At 68.0% G+C, this 14,369-nt stretch carries 14 protein-coding genes; 9 read left to right on the top strand and 5 right to left on the bottom strand.

Annotated features, from left to right (window positions below; genetic code table 11):
- The first annotated feature begins 131 nt into the window (after window positions 1–131).
- From DES45_RS08830 to dprA, 6 genes are all read left to right on the top strand, one after another.
- The gene (locus tag DES45_RS08830; RefSeq protein ID WP_147282370.1) at window positions 132–1,832 is read left to right on the top strand and encodes a hypothetical protein; all 1,701 of its coding nucleotides are present in this window, start codon (window positions 132–134) and stop codon (window positions 1,830–1,832) included.
- A 112-nt stretch (window positions 1,833–1,944) separates the two neighbouring features.
- Window positions 1,945–2,889 carry an aspartate carbamoyltransferase catalytic subunit gene (locus DES45_RS08825; RefSeq protein ID WP_114769627.1) on the top strand — a complete coding sequence of 315 codons (945 nt, stop codon included), beginning with the start codon at window positions 1,945–1,947 and terminating at the stop codon, window positions 2,887–2,889.
- Window positions 2,890–2,897: 8 nt separating this feature from the next.
- Window positions 2,898–3,266: a DUF4406 domain-containing protein gene (locus tag DES45_RS08820; protein WP_114769626.1), complete on the top strand. Its 369-nt coding sequence runs from the start codon at window positions 2,898–2,900 to the stop codon at window positions 3,264–3,266.
- Window positions 3,263–4,576 (top strand): dihydroorotase, encoded by a 1,314-nt coding sequence (locus DES45_RS08815; protein ID WP_114769625.1) that lies wholly within the window; start codon window positions 3,263–3,265, stop codon window positions 4,574–4,576. Before DES45_RS08820 ends, DES45_RS08815 begins: the two co-directional genes overlap by 4 nt.
- Window positions 4,569–5,171: a glycerol-3-phosphate 1-O-acyltransferase PlsY gene (gene plsY / locus DES45_RS08810; protein ID WP_114769624.1), complete on the top strand. Its 603-nt coding sequence runs from the start codon at window positions 4,569–4,571 to the stop codon at window positions 5,169–5,171. The genes DES45_RS08815 and plsY overlap by 8 nt, the downstream gene beginning before the upstream one ends.
- A 5-nt stretch (window positions 5,172–5,176) precedes the next feature.
- The gene (gene dprA, locus DES45_RS08805) at window positions 5,177–6,379 is read left to right on the top strand and encodes a DNA-processing protein DprA (RefSeq protein WP_114769967.1); all 1,203 of its coding nucleotides are present in this window, start codon (window positions 5,177–5,179) and stop codon (window positions 6,377–6,379) included.
- Window positions 6,380–6,383: 4 nt separating this feature from the next.
- Here dprA and DES45_RS08800 read toward each other — a convergent pair whose 3' ends face one another.
- Together DES45_RS08800 and DES45_RS08795 are read right to left on the bottom strand one after the other, a co-directional pair.
- A complete protein-coding gene (locus tag DES45_RS08800; RefSeq protein ID WP_114769623.1) occupies window positions 6,384–6,668 on the bottom strand; it encodes a hypothetical protein in 285 nt (94 codons plus the stop codon).
- Between the two features lie 28 nt (window positions 6,669–6,696).
- Window positions 6,697–7,647, bottom strand: coding sequence for an AEC family transporter (locus DES45_RS08795; RefSeq protein ID WP_114769622.1), 951 nt, complete (start codon window positions 7,645–7,647; stop codon window positions 6,697–6,699).
- A gap of 168 nt (window positions 7,648–7,815) precedes the next feature.
- On the opposite strand from DES45_RS08795, the gene arfB reads away from it, so the two are divergent.
- Entirely contained in the window at window positions 7,816–8,238 is a 423-nt protein-coding gene (gene arfB / locus DES45_RS08790) for an alternative ribosome rescue aminoacyl-tRNA hydrolase ArfB (RefSeq protein ID WP_114769621.1), read from the top strand.
- Between the two features lie 31 nt (window positions 8,239–8,269).
- On the opposite strand, the gene DES45_RS08785 is transcribed toward arfB, so the two are convergent.
- The 3 genes from DES45_RS08785 to epmA all read right to left on the bottom strand — a co-directional run bounded on the left by DES45_RS08785 (window position 8,270) and on the right by epmA (window position 12,228).
- On the bottom strand, window positions 8,270–10,018 hold the full coding sequence (locus DES45_RS08785) for an adenylate/guanylate cyclase domain-containing protein (RefSeq protein ID WP_114769620.1): 1,749 nt from the start codon (window positions 10,016–10,018) through the stop codon (window positions 8,270–8,272).
- Between the two features lie 108 nt (window positions 10,019–10,126).
- Window positions 10,127–11,179, bottom strand: coding sequence for a lysine-2,3-aminomutase-like protein (locus DES45_RS08780; RefSeq protein ID WP_114769619.1), 1,053 nt, complete (start codon window positions 11,177–11,179; stop codon window positions 10,127–10,129).
- Complete coding sequence (gene epmA, locus DES45_RS08775; RefSeq protein ID WP_114769618.1) at window positions 11,176–12,228, bottom strand: EF-P lysine aminoacylase EpmA; 1,053 nt, start codon at window positions 12,226–12,228, stop codon at window positions 11,176–11,178. The genes DES45_RS08780 and epmA overlap by 4 nt, the downstream gene beginning before the upstream one ends.
- 165 nt (window positions 12,229–12,393) lie before the next feature.
- Between epmA and efp the strand changes: the two genes are divergently transcribed.
- Window positions 12,394–12,960 (top strand): elongation factor P, encoded by a 567-nt coding sequence (gene efp / locus DES45_RS08770; RefSeq protein WP_114769617.1) that lies wholly within the window; start codon window positions 12,394–12,396, stop codon window positions 12,958–12,960.
- Between the two features lie 124 nt (window positions 12,961–13,084).
- Window positions 13,085–14,269: an aminotransferase gene (locus tag DES45_RS08765; protein WP_114769616.1), complete on the top strand. Its 1,185-nt coding sequence runs from the start codon at window positions 13,085–13,087 to the stop codon at window positions 14,267–14,269.
- Window positions 14,270–14,369 lie beyond the last annotated feature (100 nt).

The following is a 14,369-nucleotide window of genomic DNA, read 5'->3' as shown; positions in this document are numbered from 1 at the left end:
CTCTGGGCCAAAGGAGCAGGGCCGGCCGGCACTACGGCAAGCCGGCAAGGAGGGCAGGCATAGGCAAGATTGGCCCACTAGCCTCGATGCGAGGCGCAGCGAATGCGCCGGACGAGGTTTGGGGCAGTTCCATGAGCAGGTTACTTTTCGCCGCGATCGCGGCCGCGGCCATGATGGCGGCCAATTCTCCGCTGCGGGCCGAGGCCGGAGAGTCCGCTCCCCCGGACCAGATCGATTACGCCATGTTCCCGATGGCCGACGTGCGGGACTCGCCGGAATGCCGCGTCGCATGGGCGGAAGGGCGGGTCACCTTCGGAGAGGGGATCACCAATCCCTCTATGTCCTGTCCCGACGCCTTCGCCTGGTCGCTGTTCGTCCGGGCGGTCGGCCAGAAATTCTGGGAGGACTGGTCCACGGACCGCCAGGTTTGGCCGAGCGATCCCTGGCCGCGCTGCCGTCCGGGCCTCCCGGCGGATCGCTGCTGCCCGGCCGTGGAGGTCTCCAACCAGGCCTCGCCCGAGCACTGCCCGGTCTATCCGGGGCCGACCGCCGGCGTTCCGGCCCATCAGGTCCGCACGCCCGTCACGGCTCACAGGATGAGCCTCGATCAGGCGGCGGACGTGCTTCAGAAGAGCAAGGCCGGCTGGGCCGACGTGCCGGCGGTGCTGAAGGCGCCGGTGATCGGCGCGCTGCAGGAGGAACTGGTCTACCGCAACGAGCCGATGGTGGATTACGTCTACGACAATGAGCTCTATCACACGGAGGGCCTGATCCGGGTCTTCGACAGCTACGTCGCGATGCTCGGCACCTACGCTCCCCGTCACGCGGCGGCGCCGGATCCGGCCGCCTCCCATCCCGCTCCGCCTCCGCTGGCGCGCATCGACTTTCCCGTCGCGTCCGTCATGGTCAAGGCGAACTGGCTTGCGGTCGATAAGGCCGCCCAGGTCGGCATCGATCCCAATGACGCGCGGGCCCCGTACATCATGATGGACCTTGTGTCGCGCCCGCAGCCCGGCGACGCGGCAGCCCCAACGGCCAAGCCCTACATCCTCCTGTCCATGCATGTCTCCAGCAAGGACGTGCCGAACTGGACATGGTCGACCTTCGAGCACGTCAACAACCAGGGACGCTGCGACTTCACGGGCTGCAACGACAGCTTCGGCTACCTGACGACGGAGAGCGAGGCTCCCGCAGGCGGTCTCGGGCCCTCGGCGAGCAATTTCATCGGCCCGAACAAGAAGCTGAACGTGGACGATGCGGAGGTGGACGCCTTCGATCTGGCGAAGCCTTATCCGGATTCCACCCGGATCAGCCCGGCGCTGGCGTCACTGTTCTCCGAGGCTTCGATCGGAACCGGGCAGGGGATCAACCGCACGGGGCGGCCCGACCTGTCGGATGCGGCATGGCGGTCCTACCGGCTGAAGGGCACGCAGACCGACTTCGTGACCTCCACCGGCGTGCCGACCCGGCTCGGCAACTCGGTCACCGAAGCCGGCTTCGTCAACACCGCGTCCTGCATGACCTGCCATTCCCGGGCCACCGTGAACCGCCAGGGCGTACCCGCCTTCGCAATCTTCACCGATCAGATGAGCGATGCCGGCCTGGGGCAGAGCGTGAACGGAGCCCCGAACCCGGCCTGGTTCTCGGTCAATGCGTTCTTCGGCCGGAACGGTCAGCGGGAATCGCCGCACGTGCTCGCGGTGCAGACCGACTTCGTCTGGGGCTTCCGCTTCGCCTGCCCGATGGAGCCGCGGCCCCTCGGCCCCGCCTGGTGCAAGAACCTGACCACGAAGGGCTATTCCTCGCCGGTTCCCACGAGGCCAATGCCTTAAGGTCACCCGACCCGAAGGCGAGTGGCTGTCAATCGCGCGATGGCGTGGGTGTACCCCACGCCAGACGATGCTTGCCGCTCCGATCCGGAGCGCCTATAGCCATCGCTTTAAGATGAACACGCCCCGATCCGTTTTCCCCCACCGCCACCTGCTCGGAATCGAGGGGTTGTCCCCGCTGGATATCCAGGCGCTCCTCGACTTGGCCGATGCGCAGGTCGAGGTGAGCCGGCAGGTCGAGAAGAAGAAGTCGACCTTACGGGGCCGCACTCAGATCAACCTCTTCTTCGAGCCCTCCACCCGGACCCAGTCCTCCTTCGAGATCGCCGGCAAGCGCCTGGGTGCCGACGTGATGAACATGTCGGTCGCCTCCTCTTCGGTGAAGAAGGGCGAGACCCTGATCGACACGGCCGCTACGCTGAACGCCATGCGGCCGGACCTGATCATCGTGCGCCATCACGCGGCCGGCGCCGTCCACCTGCTCGCCCAGAAGGTCGATTGCTCGGTGGTCAACGCGGGCGACGGCGCGCATGAGCACCCCACCCAGGCATTGCTCGACGCCCTCACGATCCGCCGCAACAAGGGCCGGATCGAGGGTCTGACGGTGGCGATCTGCGGCGACATCCTGCATTCGCGGGTGGCGCGCTCCAACATGATCCTCCTCGCCGCCATGGGCGCGAGGGTGCGCCTCGTGGCCCCCTCGACCCTGATGCCGCCGGGGATCGAGCGGCTGGGCTTCGAGACCTTCACCAGCATGCGCGAGGGCCTCAAGGACGCGGACATCGTCATGATGCTGCGCCTCCAGCGCGAGCGGATGAACGGCTCCTTCGTCCCGTCCGTGAAGGAGTATTTCCGCTTCTACGGCTTGGATCAGGAGAAGCTCTCCTACGCCAAGCCGGATGCCCTCGTGATGCATCCGGGGCCTATGAACCGCGGCGTCGAGATCTCGTCCGACGTGGCCGACGGGGCGCAGTCCCTCATCCGCGAGCAGGTCGAGATGGGCGTCGCCGTCCGCATGGCGGTGCTCGAGGCGCTCGCGAGCCATCTGCCGAACCGATAGGAGCCGGCATGAAACCCCTCATGATCCTCGTGGCCGGCCCCTATCGTTCGGGCACGGGTGACGATCCGGTGAAGATCCAGGCCAATGTGGATGCCATGATGGACATGGCGCTGCGTCTCTTCCGGGCCGGGCACCTGCCGGTGCTGGGCGAATGGTATGCCCTGCCGCTGATCGAGTTCGCCGGCTCAAAGACCATCGGAGACGAAGTCTTCGACGAGATCTTCCACCCCATCGCGCGGCGGCTCGTGGCCAAGTGCGACGCCTGCCTGCGGATCGGCGGGCCGTCCACGGGCGCCGACGAGATGGTCGCCCTCGCCAAGGAGAACGGCAAGCTCGTTTTCCATCGTTTCGAAGACATTCCCGGTTGCGCCCGATGACCTCCGATCGCCCCCTTTTGTTGAACAACGCCCGCCTCGTCGATCCCGCCAGTGGCCGAGAGGAGCGGGGCGGCGTCCTGGTCCAGGACGGTGTCATCAAGGACGTGGGCTCGCACGTGGCCGTGGCCGCCGATGCCGAGGTCGTCGATTGCAGTGGTCAGGTCCTGGCTCCGGGCCTCATCGACATGCGCGCCTTCATCGGCGAGCCGGGCGCGGCCCATCGCGAGACCCTGAAGAGCGCAGGCGAGGCGGCCGCCGCCGGTGGCGTCACCACCATCGTGTCGATGCCGGACACCAACCCGGTCCTCGACGATCCCGCAATCATCGACTTCGTCCTGCGCCGGGCGCGGGACAACTGCATCGTGAACATCCGCCCCGCGGCCGCCCTGACGAAGGGCCTCAAGGGCGAGGAGATGGCCGAGATCGGCCTGCTGCGCGAGGCCGGCGCCGTGGCCTTCACGGACGGGGCCCGCTCCGTCACCAACGCCCAGGTGATGCGTCGCGCCCTGACCTATGCACGGGACTTCGACGCCCTGATCCTGCACCATGTGGAGGATCCGGACCTCGTCGCTCAGGGGGTGATGAACGAGGGCGAGTTCGCGGCGCGCCTCGGTCTGCCGGGCATTCCCCGCGAGGCCGAGACGGTGATGCTGGAGCGCGACATGCGCCTCGTGCGCCTCACCGGCGGGCGCTACCACGCCGCCATGATCTCCTGCGGCGATTCCGCCGAGATCGTCAGTGCCGCGAAGGCGAGGGGGCTTCCGGTCACCTGCGGAGTCTCGATCAACAACCTGGCGCTCAACGAGAACGATATCGGCGACTACCGGACCTTCCTGAAGCTCTCGCCGCCCCTGCGGCACGAGGACGACCGGCAGGCGATGATCGAGGCCCTCAACGACGGCACCCTCGACGTCATCGTCTCCGACCACAATCCACAGGATGTGGAGACCAAGCGTCTGCCCTTCGCGGAGGCCGAGAACGGGGCCGTCGGGCTGGAAACGCTGTTGTCGGCCGCCCTGCGGCTCGTCCATTCGGGCCAGGTCTCCCTGCCCAGGCTGCTGCGGGCGCTGTCCACGAGACCGGCCGAAATCCTTGGATTCCCGGGCGGACGGCTCCAGCGCGGCGCGCCGGCGGACCTCATCGTGTTCGACCCGGACGCGCCTTACGTCCTCGACAAGCGGCAGCTCAAGTCCCTGTCCAAGAACACGCCTTTCGACGAAGCCCGTCTGGAAGGACAGGTGACGATTACGATGGTGGCTGGCAGGATCGTGTTCGACCGACGCAACGGTTCAAGGGATTCGAATGTCTGACGACGCCAACATGCTGGCCCTGCTGGGCGCCTTGCTGCTCGGCTATCTGCTGGGCTCGATCCCGTTCGGCGTGATCTTCACCCGCATGGCCGGTCTCGGCGACATCCGCAAGGTCGGCTCCGGCAATATCGGCGCCACCAACGTCCTCCGCACCGGCCGCAAGGGGCTCGCCGCCGCAACCCTCGTGGGCGACGCCCTCAAGGGCACGGCGGCGGTGCTGTTGGCCTATGCCTGGCGGCCGGAACTGGCCGCCATCGCGGGCCTCGGGGCCTTCCTGGGACATCTTTTCCCGGTCTGGCTGCGGTTCAAGGGTGGAAAGGGCGTGGCGACCTTCATCGGCATCCTGATTGGCCTGAAGCCGCTCGCGGCGCTCATCTTCGCGGCCATCTGGCTCGGGGTCGCCTTCACGACGCGCTATTCCTCACTCTCGGCGCTTATCGCCAGCGCGGCCTCGCCCCTCGTGCTCTGGTTCCTCGGCGAGCCCAAGATGGCCGGCGTCGCAGGCGTCCTGGCGGTGCTGCTGTGGTGGAAGCACAGCGAGAACATCCAGCGCCTCCTCGCCGGAACCGAGGGGCGGATCGGACAGAAGGGATGACCGGCGTGCGCCTGACCGACGAGCAGCGCCTGGATTGGCTCCGGCTGATCCGGTCGGAGAACGTCGGCCCGCGCACCTTCCGCACCCTGGTGAACCGGTTCGGCGGCGCCTCCGCGGCGCTCGATGCCCTTCCGGATCTCGCGCGCAAGGGCGGCCGCCTCCTGCTGAAGGTCACTAGCCGCGCCGAGGCCGAAAAGGAAATGGCTGCAGCCGCCCGGCTCTGCGTGCGTTTCGTCGCCATGGGCGAGCCGGATTATCCCAAGACTCTTCAGGCCATCGACACCGCACCGCCCCTGATCGCCGTCCGCGGTTCGACGGAGGTTCTGGCGAAGCCGTGCGTCGCCGTCGTCGGTTCCCGGAACGCCTCCGCCGCCGGCCTCACATTTGCCGAGCGCCTGTCGCGGCAGCTGGGCGAGGCCGGTTACGTGGTCGTGTCGGGCTTGGCGCGAGGCATCGACACCCGGGCCCACAGGGCGACCCTCGACACCGGCACGGTCGCGGTTCTGGCCGGCGGCCATGACCGGGTCTATCCGGCCGAGAACGAGGCGCTGCTTCACTCCATCCTGGAAAATGGCGGGGCCGTCCTGTCGGAGATGCCGATGGGGTGGGAGCCCCGCGGAAGGGACTTTCCGCGCCGGAACCGGATCGTGTCCGGCCTATCCTACGGCGTGGTGGTGGTGGAGGCGGCGCGCCGCTCCGGCTCCCTCATCACGGCCCGCTTCGCCCTGGAGCAGGGGCGCGAGGTCTTCGCCGTCCCGGGCTCTCCGCTCGATCCCCGGGCCGAAGGCACCAACGACCTGATCCGTGATGGCGCCAATCTCTGCGCGTCCATCGAGCACGTGACGAGCGTGCTCGAGCCTCTGGTTGCGGCCGGCCCCCAAACGAATGACGGCGTCGAAGAGGGGCGGCCCCCGGACGAGACCGAGGAGCTGTGGGACGAGCTCGACCTGCCGGAGATCGCCCGCGCGCCCGTCGGCCCCGTCAGGCTCGAGGGCGGGTTCTTCGAGGAGGAGAGCGGCCCGGAAGCGCCGGTGTCGGGAACGGATCTGATCGCGCTGCTCGGACCCTCTCCGATCGCCATCGACGATCTCGCGAGGCAGTCGGGCCTGCCCATTCGGGTCGTTCAGACGACCCTGCTCGAACTGGAGCTGGCGGGCCGCCTCGAACGCCATGGCGGCAACGCCGTCTCGCTTCTGTCAGGGCCCTGACGCCCTATCCCGCGCCGGATTGCGTGCTCCGCGTCGCCTCGAGGCGCGCCATGTCCAGCAGATAGGCCAGAAGATCGAGCTCGGCCTGTTGCGCCAGGAACGCCAGCTCCGCCGTGAACTCCGCGATGTACCGCGCCGTTTCGTCCGCCGACGCCCTGTCCCTGGGACGGAGCGACGAAGCGCGGGCGGGTTCCTGGAGGTCTTTCGCTTTGCTGGGATTCTTCTCGACCTTGGACATGCGGAATGGCTGACCGATCTCGACTGTGGGTTTGGATATCAGTTCAACCATAAATAAATCGGAATCGCAAATTTGACTTTCAGTTGCAGAACAATGTGGCGCAGCTACCGAGCGTCGAGATCAGGAAGGGCATTGACGCAAGGGCAATAAGAGTCTGCAGCGTCAGGATTTCCGCCATGAGCCCGGCATTGCCGCCCATCTGGCGGGCCAGCACGTAGGCGGCGCTGGCGGAGGGTACCGACGCCGCGATGACCGTCACGACGAGGTCGTTGCCTTCCACGCCGATCGCCCGGGCGAGGGTCACGGCCACGACCGGCATCAGGAAGAGCTTCAGGGCGGTCGCGACGAAATGGGGAAGGCCGGGCCTGGTCAGCCGCCGGATGTCGAGGCCCGCTCCGACGATCAGGAGGCCCGCCGCGAGCGCCGCGCGGCCCATGATGTCCACATAGGCGACGACCGGCTTCGGCAGAGGCGGCAGGAGGAGGTTGAGGGTCAGGCCGACCGCGCACGACCAGATGAAGGGATTGGTCACGAAGGAGTGCAGGATCTTCCACGGGCTCTGCCGCGGCTGCCCCGCATAGCGGATGAACACGTAGAAGGCGAGCAGATTGAGCAGCGGCACCATGGCGGCGATGGCGACCGCGATGAGCGCGATGCCGCGCTGCCCGAAGAGGCTGCCGGCGACCGAGAGGCCCACGAACGTGTTCCAGCGGGTCGCGCCCTGGAAGATCGATGTGAAGCTGGGGCCGTCGATGCCGAAGCGGCGCTCGAGGACAGGCCGCAACGCGAGCACGATCAGCGCCATGGTCAGGATGGCGCCGATCAGGGCTCCGCCCACGCCGACCACCGGCACGGAGGAGAGATCGGCTCGCGACAGGGTGTCGATGATGAGGGCCGGGAAGAAGATCACGTAGGTGGCGCGCTCGATGCCCGGCCAGTGCCTGTCGTCGATGAAGCCGGTGGCCCGGCAGAGCCAGCCGGTGGCGATGATCAGGAAGGTGGGGATGAGGCTCGCGATGACTGCGGACATGGGAACGACGGGGCCGGAAGGGGAGGTGGAAGAGGCGCCGGCCTGTTCCGAGGGTCGAGAGGCGCTTAGACCCTATCGACAGGCTCGACAAGCGCTGCCCAAGCTTCCATTGGACATCGGGACGGCCGTGCTCCAGTTTTCCCCGCCCGCTTTTTGCCCCGAGGCCCCATGATCCAGGTGACCAACAGCATCGCCATCGACGAGGACGAGCTTCAGGAGAGCTTCATCCGCGCCTCGGGACCCGGCGGCCAGAACGTGCACAAGGTCTCGTCCGCCGTGCAGCTTCGGTTCGACGTGCGCCGCTCCCCGTCGCTGCCGGAGGACGTGAAAGCGCGCCTGGAGCGGATCGCCGGCAAGCGCCTGACGGGCGATGGCGTGCTGGTCATCACGGCCCAGCGCTTCCGCACGCAGGAGCGCAACCGGGAGGATGCCGTCGCCCGTCTCGTCGAGTTGGTCCGGCAGGCGACGGAGAGGCCGAAGCCCCGTCGCCCGACGCGTCCGACGCTCGCGTCGAAACAGCGGCGCCTGGAGGCCAAGGGCCGGCGGGCCGACATCAAGAAGGGCCGCAGCGGCAAGCCGGGCTTCGACTGAGGTTCCGCTCGGCCTCGACCGACAGGAGCTTTCACTCGGGAACGCCGGCCTTCCTGAGACCATCCACGAACACCTCGCAATGAGCGAACCGGCCGAGGTTTCGGCGCAGCACGCTCAGGCGGATCGGCGGCGCGACCCGGTTGCGCAGCGCGATGAATTCCTGCGCCTCGTCCATGAGGCCCAGATGGCCGCAGCAGCTGATGAGGGTGTTGTAGTGGCCCGCATAGCCCACGAAGGCGGCGACGGACGAGCGCAGGAAGGGCAGGGCCTCCTCGAACCGCCTCGCGGCGAGGAGCGCCAGCCCGTGAATCGTCGTGTAGATGCCCGCGAAGCTGTCGATGGGGCTCATGCGCAGCGCCTTCCCGGTCTCGTCGATCGCCTCGTCGAACCGCCCCGAGCGCAGGAGCGCCCAGCCGAGTGCCGTGTGGCCGAGGGCGAAGCTGGGATTGAGCTTCAGGGCGGTCTGCAGCTCACCCAGGGCGCGGTCGTGATGTCCGCCCTGGCTCAGGCACAGCCCGAACGTCATCCGGGCCCAGGGCTCGTTGGGATCGAACCTGAGCGCATCCGTGGCGTGGAGGGCGGCCTGGGCGTATCCGGCCTCGGTGTCCGGCCACCAGTAGCAGAGCGCCGCCCACCACACGGCCCAGGAGAGCAGGGCGTGCGCCCGCGAATAGCTCGGCTCGAGGCGGATCGCCTCGCGCAGGAGCGCCTGTGCCTCCTCGTTCTGCGTGCGCCCGACCCGGTTGATGAGCGACATCGCGCGGACCACCAGCCCCCAGGCGTCGAGGCTGCCCGGCGCCTTGGTTTCGGCCCGGAAGCCCTCGGCGGCGTAGAGATGCGGCTCGATCGCGGCGATGACATGCTCGGTGATCTCGTCCTGAACGGCGAAGATGTCCTGCAGGTCGCGGTCGTACTTCTCGGCCCAGATCTGCGTGCCCGTCTCGGCATCGCTGAGCTGGCCGGCGATGCGGATGCGCCCTGCCGCCGTGCGCACGCTTCCTTCCAGCACGTAGCGTATACCAAGGTCGCGCGACACCTGGCGCACGTCCACCGCCTTGCCCTTGTAGGCGAAGGTGGAGTTGCGGGCGATGACGAAGAGCCAGCGCAGCCGCGACAGCGCCCCGATGATGTCCCCCGTGACGCCGTCCGCGAAATATTCCTGGTCCTGGTCCCGGCTCAGATTGGCGAAGGGAAGAACCGCGATGGACGGCCGGTCCGGGAGAGGAAGGGGCTTCTCCGCACCCGACCGCGACGCCGAAACCGCCCAGGCATGGACAGGCTCGTCGATGTTCTTGACCTGCCGTGGCCCGAGATCCGTGAAGGTGAGCGGCAGCACCTTGCGCACGTAGTCGTGCGCGAGCCCTGAGAGGCAGATGCCGCCGGGTTCGGCGATGCCCTGCAGGCGGGCGGCCAGGTTGACCCCGTCGCCAAGCAGGTCGTCCCCGCGCAGCACCGCGTCGCCCACATGAATGCCGATCCGGAACTGGAGGCGCCGCTCCTCAGGCATGAGTCGGTTGGCCTCGCGAAGCCGCTCCTGGATCGCGACCGCGCATTGGACCGCATCGACGGCGCTGCCGAACTCGGCCAGCACGCTGTCCCCCGCCGTGTTGGCGATCCGCCCGCAATATTCGCCGATCAGCGCGTCCATGATCGCCCGGTGGGCCGCGAGCGTGCGCAGGGTCGCGGCCTCGTCCTCGTGGGTCAGCCGCGAGTACCCGGCCACGTCCGCCGCGAAGATGGCGGCGAGCCTGCGCTCTGCCCGTTCGGGATCCATGACCATGTCGAAACCGATCCTCGTTCCGACAGGTGAACAGGTTGAGGGGCGCCGCGCAACCCTTTACGCCGCAAGGGGCGATTGCATCTCGCCGTAGCCCGAAAGGAGAGGGCTTCAGGCGTCGGGCGGGTAACGGTGCTCCTCGCCCCGGAAGTCGGAGACGGCATAGCAGCCGTCCGCCGTCTCGCGGAGCGTGTTCGCGCCGATTGCGGCCTTGCCGTATCCGCCGGGGATATCGAGGATGTAGGTGGGCTGGCAGAGGCCCGAGATCCTGCCGCGAAGGCCGGCCACGAGCCTCTGGCCTTCCTCGATCGAGAGCCGGAAATGGCTCGTGCCGGGCGCGAGGTCGGGGTGGTGGAGGTAATAGGGCTTCACCCGCGTCTCGACGAAGGCGCGCATGAGGGCTGTCAGCGTATCCGGATCGTCGTTCACGCCCTTCAGCAGGACCGACTGGCTGATCATGACGACGCCCGCATCGACGAGCCGTGCGCAGGCCGCCCGGGCGGCTTCCGTCAGTTCGCGCGGGTGGTTGGCGTGGAGCGCCACATAGGTCGTCTTGCCGCTCGCCTTCAGGGCGCCGATGAGCGCCTCGTCGATCCGGTCCGGCTCGACCACCGGCACGCGGGTGTGGAAGCGGACGATCTTGACATGGTCGATGGCCGCAAGGCGCTCCATGAGCTCGGACAGGCGGCGAGGGGACAGCACCAGCGGATCGCCGCCGGTGAGGATCACCTCCCAGACCTCGGGGTGGGCGGCGATATAGGCGACGGCTCTGTCCATCGCGTCGGACGCGAGGGTGCCGAGACCCTGCGGGCCGACCATCTCGCGGCGGAAGCAGAACCGGCAATAGACCGGGCACACATGAACCGCCTTGAGCAGCACCCGGTCGGGATAGCGGTGGACGATGCCCTCGACCGGGCTGTGGGCGAGGTCGCCGATAGGATCGTCCCGTTCCTCGGGCAGCGTGGTCAGCTCGGCCGGGTCGGGCACGAACTGGCGACCGATGGGGTCGGAGGGATCGCTCCGGTCGATCAGGGCCGCCATGGCGGGCGTCACGGCGACCGCATAGCGTTCCGCCACGCGCTCGATGTCGCCGACGCGCTCAGATGGCACCAGGCCGGCCTCGACCAACTCGGCGGCGCTGCGGATGGGGCGGCTCGCGTTCAAGGTTGCGTCTCCGGCACCGGAGCCCAGATGACCTGCTCGATCCTGGCTGCACCGGTCGCGAGCATGACGAGCCGGTCGAAGCCGAGCGCAATGCCGCTGGCCTCGGGCATCAGGGCCAGCGCCGACAGGAAATCCTCGTCGAGAGGGTAGCTTTCCCCGTAGACCCGCATTTTCTCCGCCATCTCGGCCTGAAACCGCCGCCGCTGCTCGGCTGCGTCCGTCAACTCGCCGAAGGCATTGGCGAGTTCCACGCCGCAGGCATAGAGCTCGAACCGCTCCGCCACCCGCGGGTCGCGGGCCGTCGGACGGGCGAGGGCCGCCTCGACGACCGGGTACTCATCCAGGATCGTGGCGCGGCCCTGGCCGAGGTTCGGCTCGACCCGCTCGACGATGACGCGGCTGAAGAGGTCCGACCAGGTGTCGTCGCCGGCGGTTCTCAGGCCTGCCTGCCGGAGATCGGCGGCCAGCCGGTCCCGGTCCGTGGCGCCGCTCGCGTCGATGGACGCCAGCAGGTCGATGCCGGCGAAGCGCTCGAACGCCTCCGCGACGCTCAGGCGCTCGGGCTCCCGGAACGGATCGACGTCCCGCCCGCGGAAGCTAAGCGTTCGCGTCCCGGCGGTTTCCGCCGCCAGCGCCAGGATCTCGGCGCAGTCGCGCATCAGGGTCTCGTAGCTCGCGCCGGCCCGGTACCATTCGAGCATCGTGAACTCGGGATGGTGCAGGGGGCCGCGTTCGCGGTTGCGGTAGACGTGGGCGAAGCAGGCGATCCGGCTCTCGCCGGCCGCCAGCAGCTTCTTGCAGGCGAATTCCGGCGAGGTGTGGAGGTAGAGCGGGGTCGCGGCGCCGCCATGGCCGATGGCCTGCGTTTCGAAGGCGTGAAGATGGGCCTCGTTCCCGGGCGAGACCTGGAGCGTGGCGGTATCGACCTCGACGAAATCGCGGGCGGCGAAGAAGCCCCGGAGCGCTGCCTGGATCCGGTTGCGGCCGAGGAGGAAGGGGCGCCGGTCCGCATGGACATGCGGCGTCCACCAGGGGGAGGGGGCGGGCATGGCGGCGTCTCGTTCCAAGGCTTCTTTTCAGGCTTTCATGAGGTCGGACTGGCGATTTTCGCCAGGATGGGGTAGTTGCGCACCGAAAACGCTTTCTCGCGTCGCCGGGGCAGGGCTGGCCCGACCCTTACGACGTGTCCACCTCTGTCACAAGGAAGACTTCTCGTGAAGGTCATCGCCTCTACGCTCCGCAAGGGCAATGTCGTCGACATCGACGGCAGGCTCTATGTCGTTCTGACCGCCCAGAACATCCACCCCGGCAAGGGCACTCCGGTGACCCAGCTCGACATGCGCCGCATCTCCGACGGCGTGAAGGTGTCCGAGCGCTACCGCACCACCGAGCAGGTCGAGCGCGCCTTCGTGGAGGACCGCGAGCACACCTTCCTGTACGAGGACGGCGAGGGCTTCCACTTCATGAACCCGGAGACCTACGACCAGGTCGTGGTGCCGGAGGACATCATCGGCGACCAGAAGCCTTTCCTCCAGGAAAGCATGGCCGTGATGCTCTCGACCCATAACGGCGTGCCGATCGCCATCGAACTGCCGGCCCGCGTGACCCTCGAGATCACCGAGACCGAGCCGGTCGTGAAGGGCCAGACGGCTTCGTCCTCCTACAAGCCCGCCACGCTGTCCAACGGCGTACGCACCATGGTGCCGCCGCACATCCAGGCCGGTACCCGCGTCGTGATCATGACGGAAGACGGCTCCTACGTTGAGCGCGCCAAGGACTAAGCCGCGCTGCGGCCGGGATCGCGGCGGGAGAGCCCGCCGCCGATTGGATCTTGAAGGGCAGGCGGTTTCGGAGGACATCTCTGGAATCCCTGTCCTTCTTCATTTTCGGAGATGAAGTACCCCCATGGCGAGCGGCCCCCTCAACCCCATCAATCCCCTGGTCGCCGACGTGGGCTCGCCCCCGATCCCCGAGGCCCAGTCCTGGACGAAGCGCTATGACGGCGCCTACGGGCCGCTCATCAACCTGTCCCAGGCGGTGCCCGGAAATCCCCCTCACCCGGGAATGCTGGAGCGGCTGGCCGCCACGGCGGGCTCGGCGGCCGGAGCGCAGTACGGGCCGATCAACGGCGATGCGGCCCTGCGGCAGGCCTATGCGGCGGAGCTGTCGCGCATCTACGAGGGACGGATCGCCCCTGAGGACACGGCGGTGACCGCCGGGTGTAACCTCGCCTTCTTCGCCACGATGATGATGCTGGCCCGGCACGGCGACGCCGTGCTGCTGCCGACGCCTTGGTACTTCAATCACCAGATGAGCCTCGACATGCTCGGCATCGAGCCGCGGCCGCTGCCCTGCCGCCCCGAAGCCGGCTTCGTGCCGCGGGTCGAGGACGCCGAGGCCCTCATCGATGCCAAGGTGAAGGCAATCGTGCTCGTCACGCCGAACAACCCGACCGGCGCGGTCTACCCGGCACATGTGATCGAAGCCTTCGCGGAGCTTTGCCGCCGGCACGGGATTTATCTCGTGATCGACGAGACTTACCGCGATTTCCTGCCATCAGGCGTGAACAGGGCGCACGGGCTCTTCACGAGCGAGGAATGGCGCGACACCGTCATCCAGCTCTATTCCTTCTCGAAATCCTATGCGATCCCCGGCCACCGCATGGGCGCCATCACGGCCGATGCGGGGCTCGTCGAGCAGGTGGCGAAGGTGCTCGACTGCATCCAGATCTGCGCGCCGCGCACCGCCCAGGCGGCGCTTCCCTGGGCGATCGACGGCCTGCGCGACTGGCGCGAGGAGAACCGCACAGAGATCAACCGGCGCGCTCAGGTCTTCCGCGAGGCGCTGGCGCCGCTGCCGGAATGGCGCATCGAGTCGGTCGGGGCCTATTTCGCCTATCTCAGCCATCCCTTCCCGGAGAAGACCGCGCAGGCGGTGGCCGAGAAGCTCGCGACCGAGCGCGGCGTGCTCGGGCTTCCCGGCAGCTATTTCGGCCCGGGCCAGGAAAGGCACCTGCGCATCGCCTTCGCCAACGTGACCGCCGAGGTCCTCGCCGGCCTCACGGACCGGCTGCGCGGCTTCCAAAGCTGAGACGTCATCCCCACCTATCCGGATAAACCGCCTCTGCGCCCTTGGCAGGAGCACGGACCGATTGTTACTCTCGATTCCGAGTTGGCATCCAGCTCGGATG

The sequence above is a fragment of the Microvirga subterranea genome (genome assembly GCF_003350535.1).
GTDB lineage: Bacteria > Pseudomonadota > Alphaproteobacteria > Rhizobiales > Beijerinckiaceae > Microvirga > Microvirga subterranea.
This window is presented reverse-complemented; position numbering and strand designations above follow the sequence as displayed.

Coding starts and splice junctions, on each gene's coding strand:
- DES45_RS08800 (WP_114769623.1), bottom strand. CDS start 6,668: ATGGTTGAACTGATATCCAAACCCACAGTCGAGATCGGTCAGCCATTC.
- plsY (WP_114769624.1), top strand. CDS start 4,569: ATGTCTGACGACGCCAACATGCTGGCCCTGCTGGGCGCCTTGCTGCTC.
- epmA (WP_114769618.1), bottom strand. CDS start 12,228: ATGCCCGCCCCCTCCCCCTGGTGGACGCCGCATGTCCATGCGGACCGG.
- DES45_RS08795 (WP_114769622.1), bottom strand. CDS start 7,647: ATGTCCGCAGTCATCGCGAGCCTCATCCCCACCTTCCTGATCATCGCC.
- DES45_RS08830 (WP_147282370.1), top strand. CDS start 132: ATGAGCAGGTTACTTTTCGCCGCGATCGCGGCCGCGGCCATGATGGCG.
- DES45_RS08785 (WP_114769620.1), bottom strand. CDS start 10,018: ATGGTCATGGATCCCGAACGGGCAGAGCGCAGGCTCGCCGCCATCTTC.
- DES45_RS08825 (WP_114769627.1), top strand. CDS start 1,945: ATGAACACGCCCCGATCCGTTTTCCCCCACCGCCACCTGCTCGGAATC.
- DES45_RS08765 (WP_114769616.1), top strand. CDS start 13,085: ATGGCGAGCGGCCCCCTCAACCCCATCAATCCCCTGGTCGCCGACGTG.
- DES45_RS08820 (WP_114769626.1), top strand. CDS start 2,898: ATGAAACCCCTCATGATCCTCGTGGCCGGCCCCTATCGTTCGGGCACG.
- DES45_RS08815 (WP_114769625.1), top strand. CDS start 3,263: ATGACCTCCGATCGCCCCCTTTTGTTGAACAACGCCCGCCTCGTCGAT.
- arfB (WP_114769621.1), top strand. CDS start 7,816: ATGATCCAGGTGACCAACAGCATCGCCATCGACGAGGACGAGCTTCAG.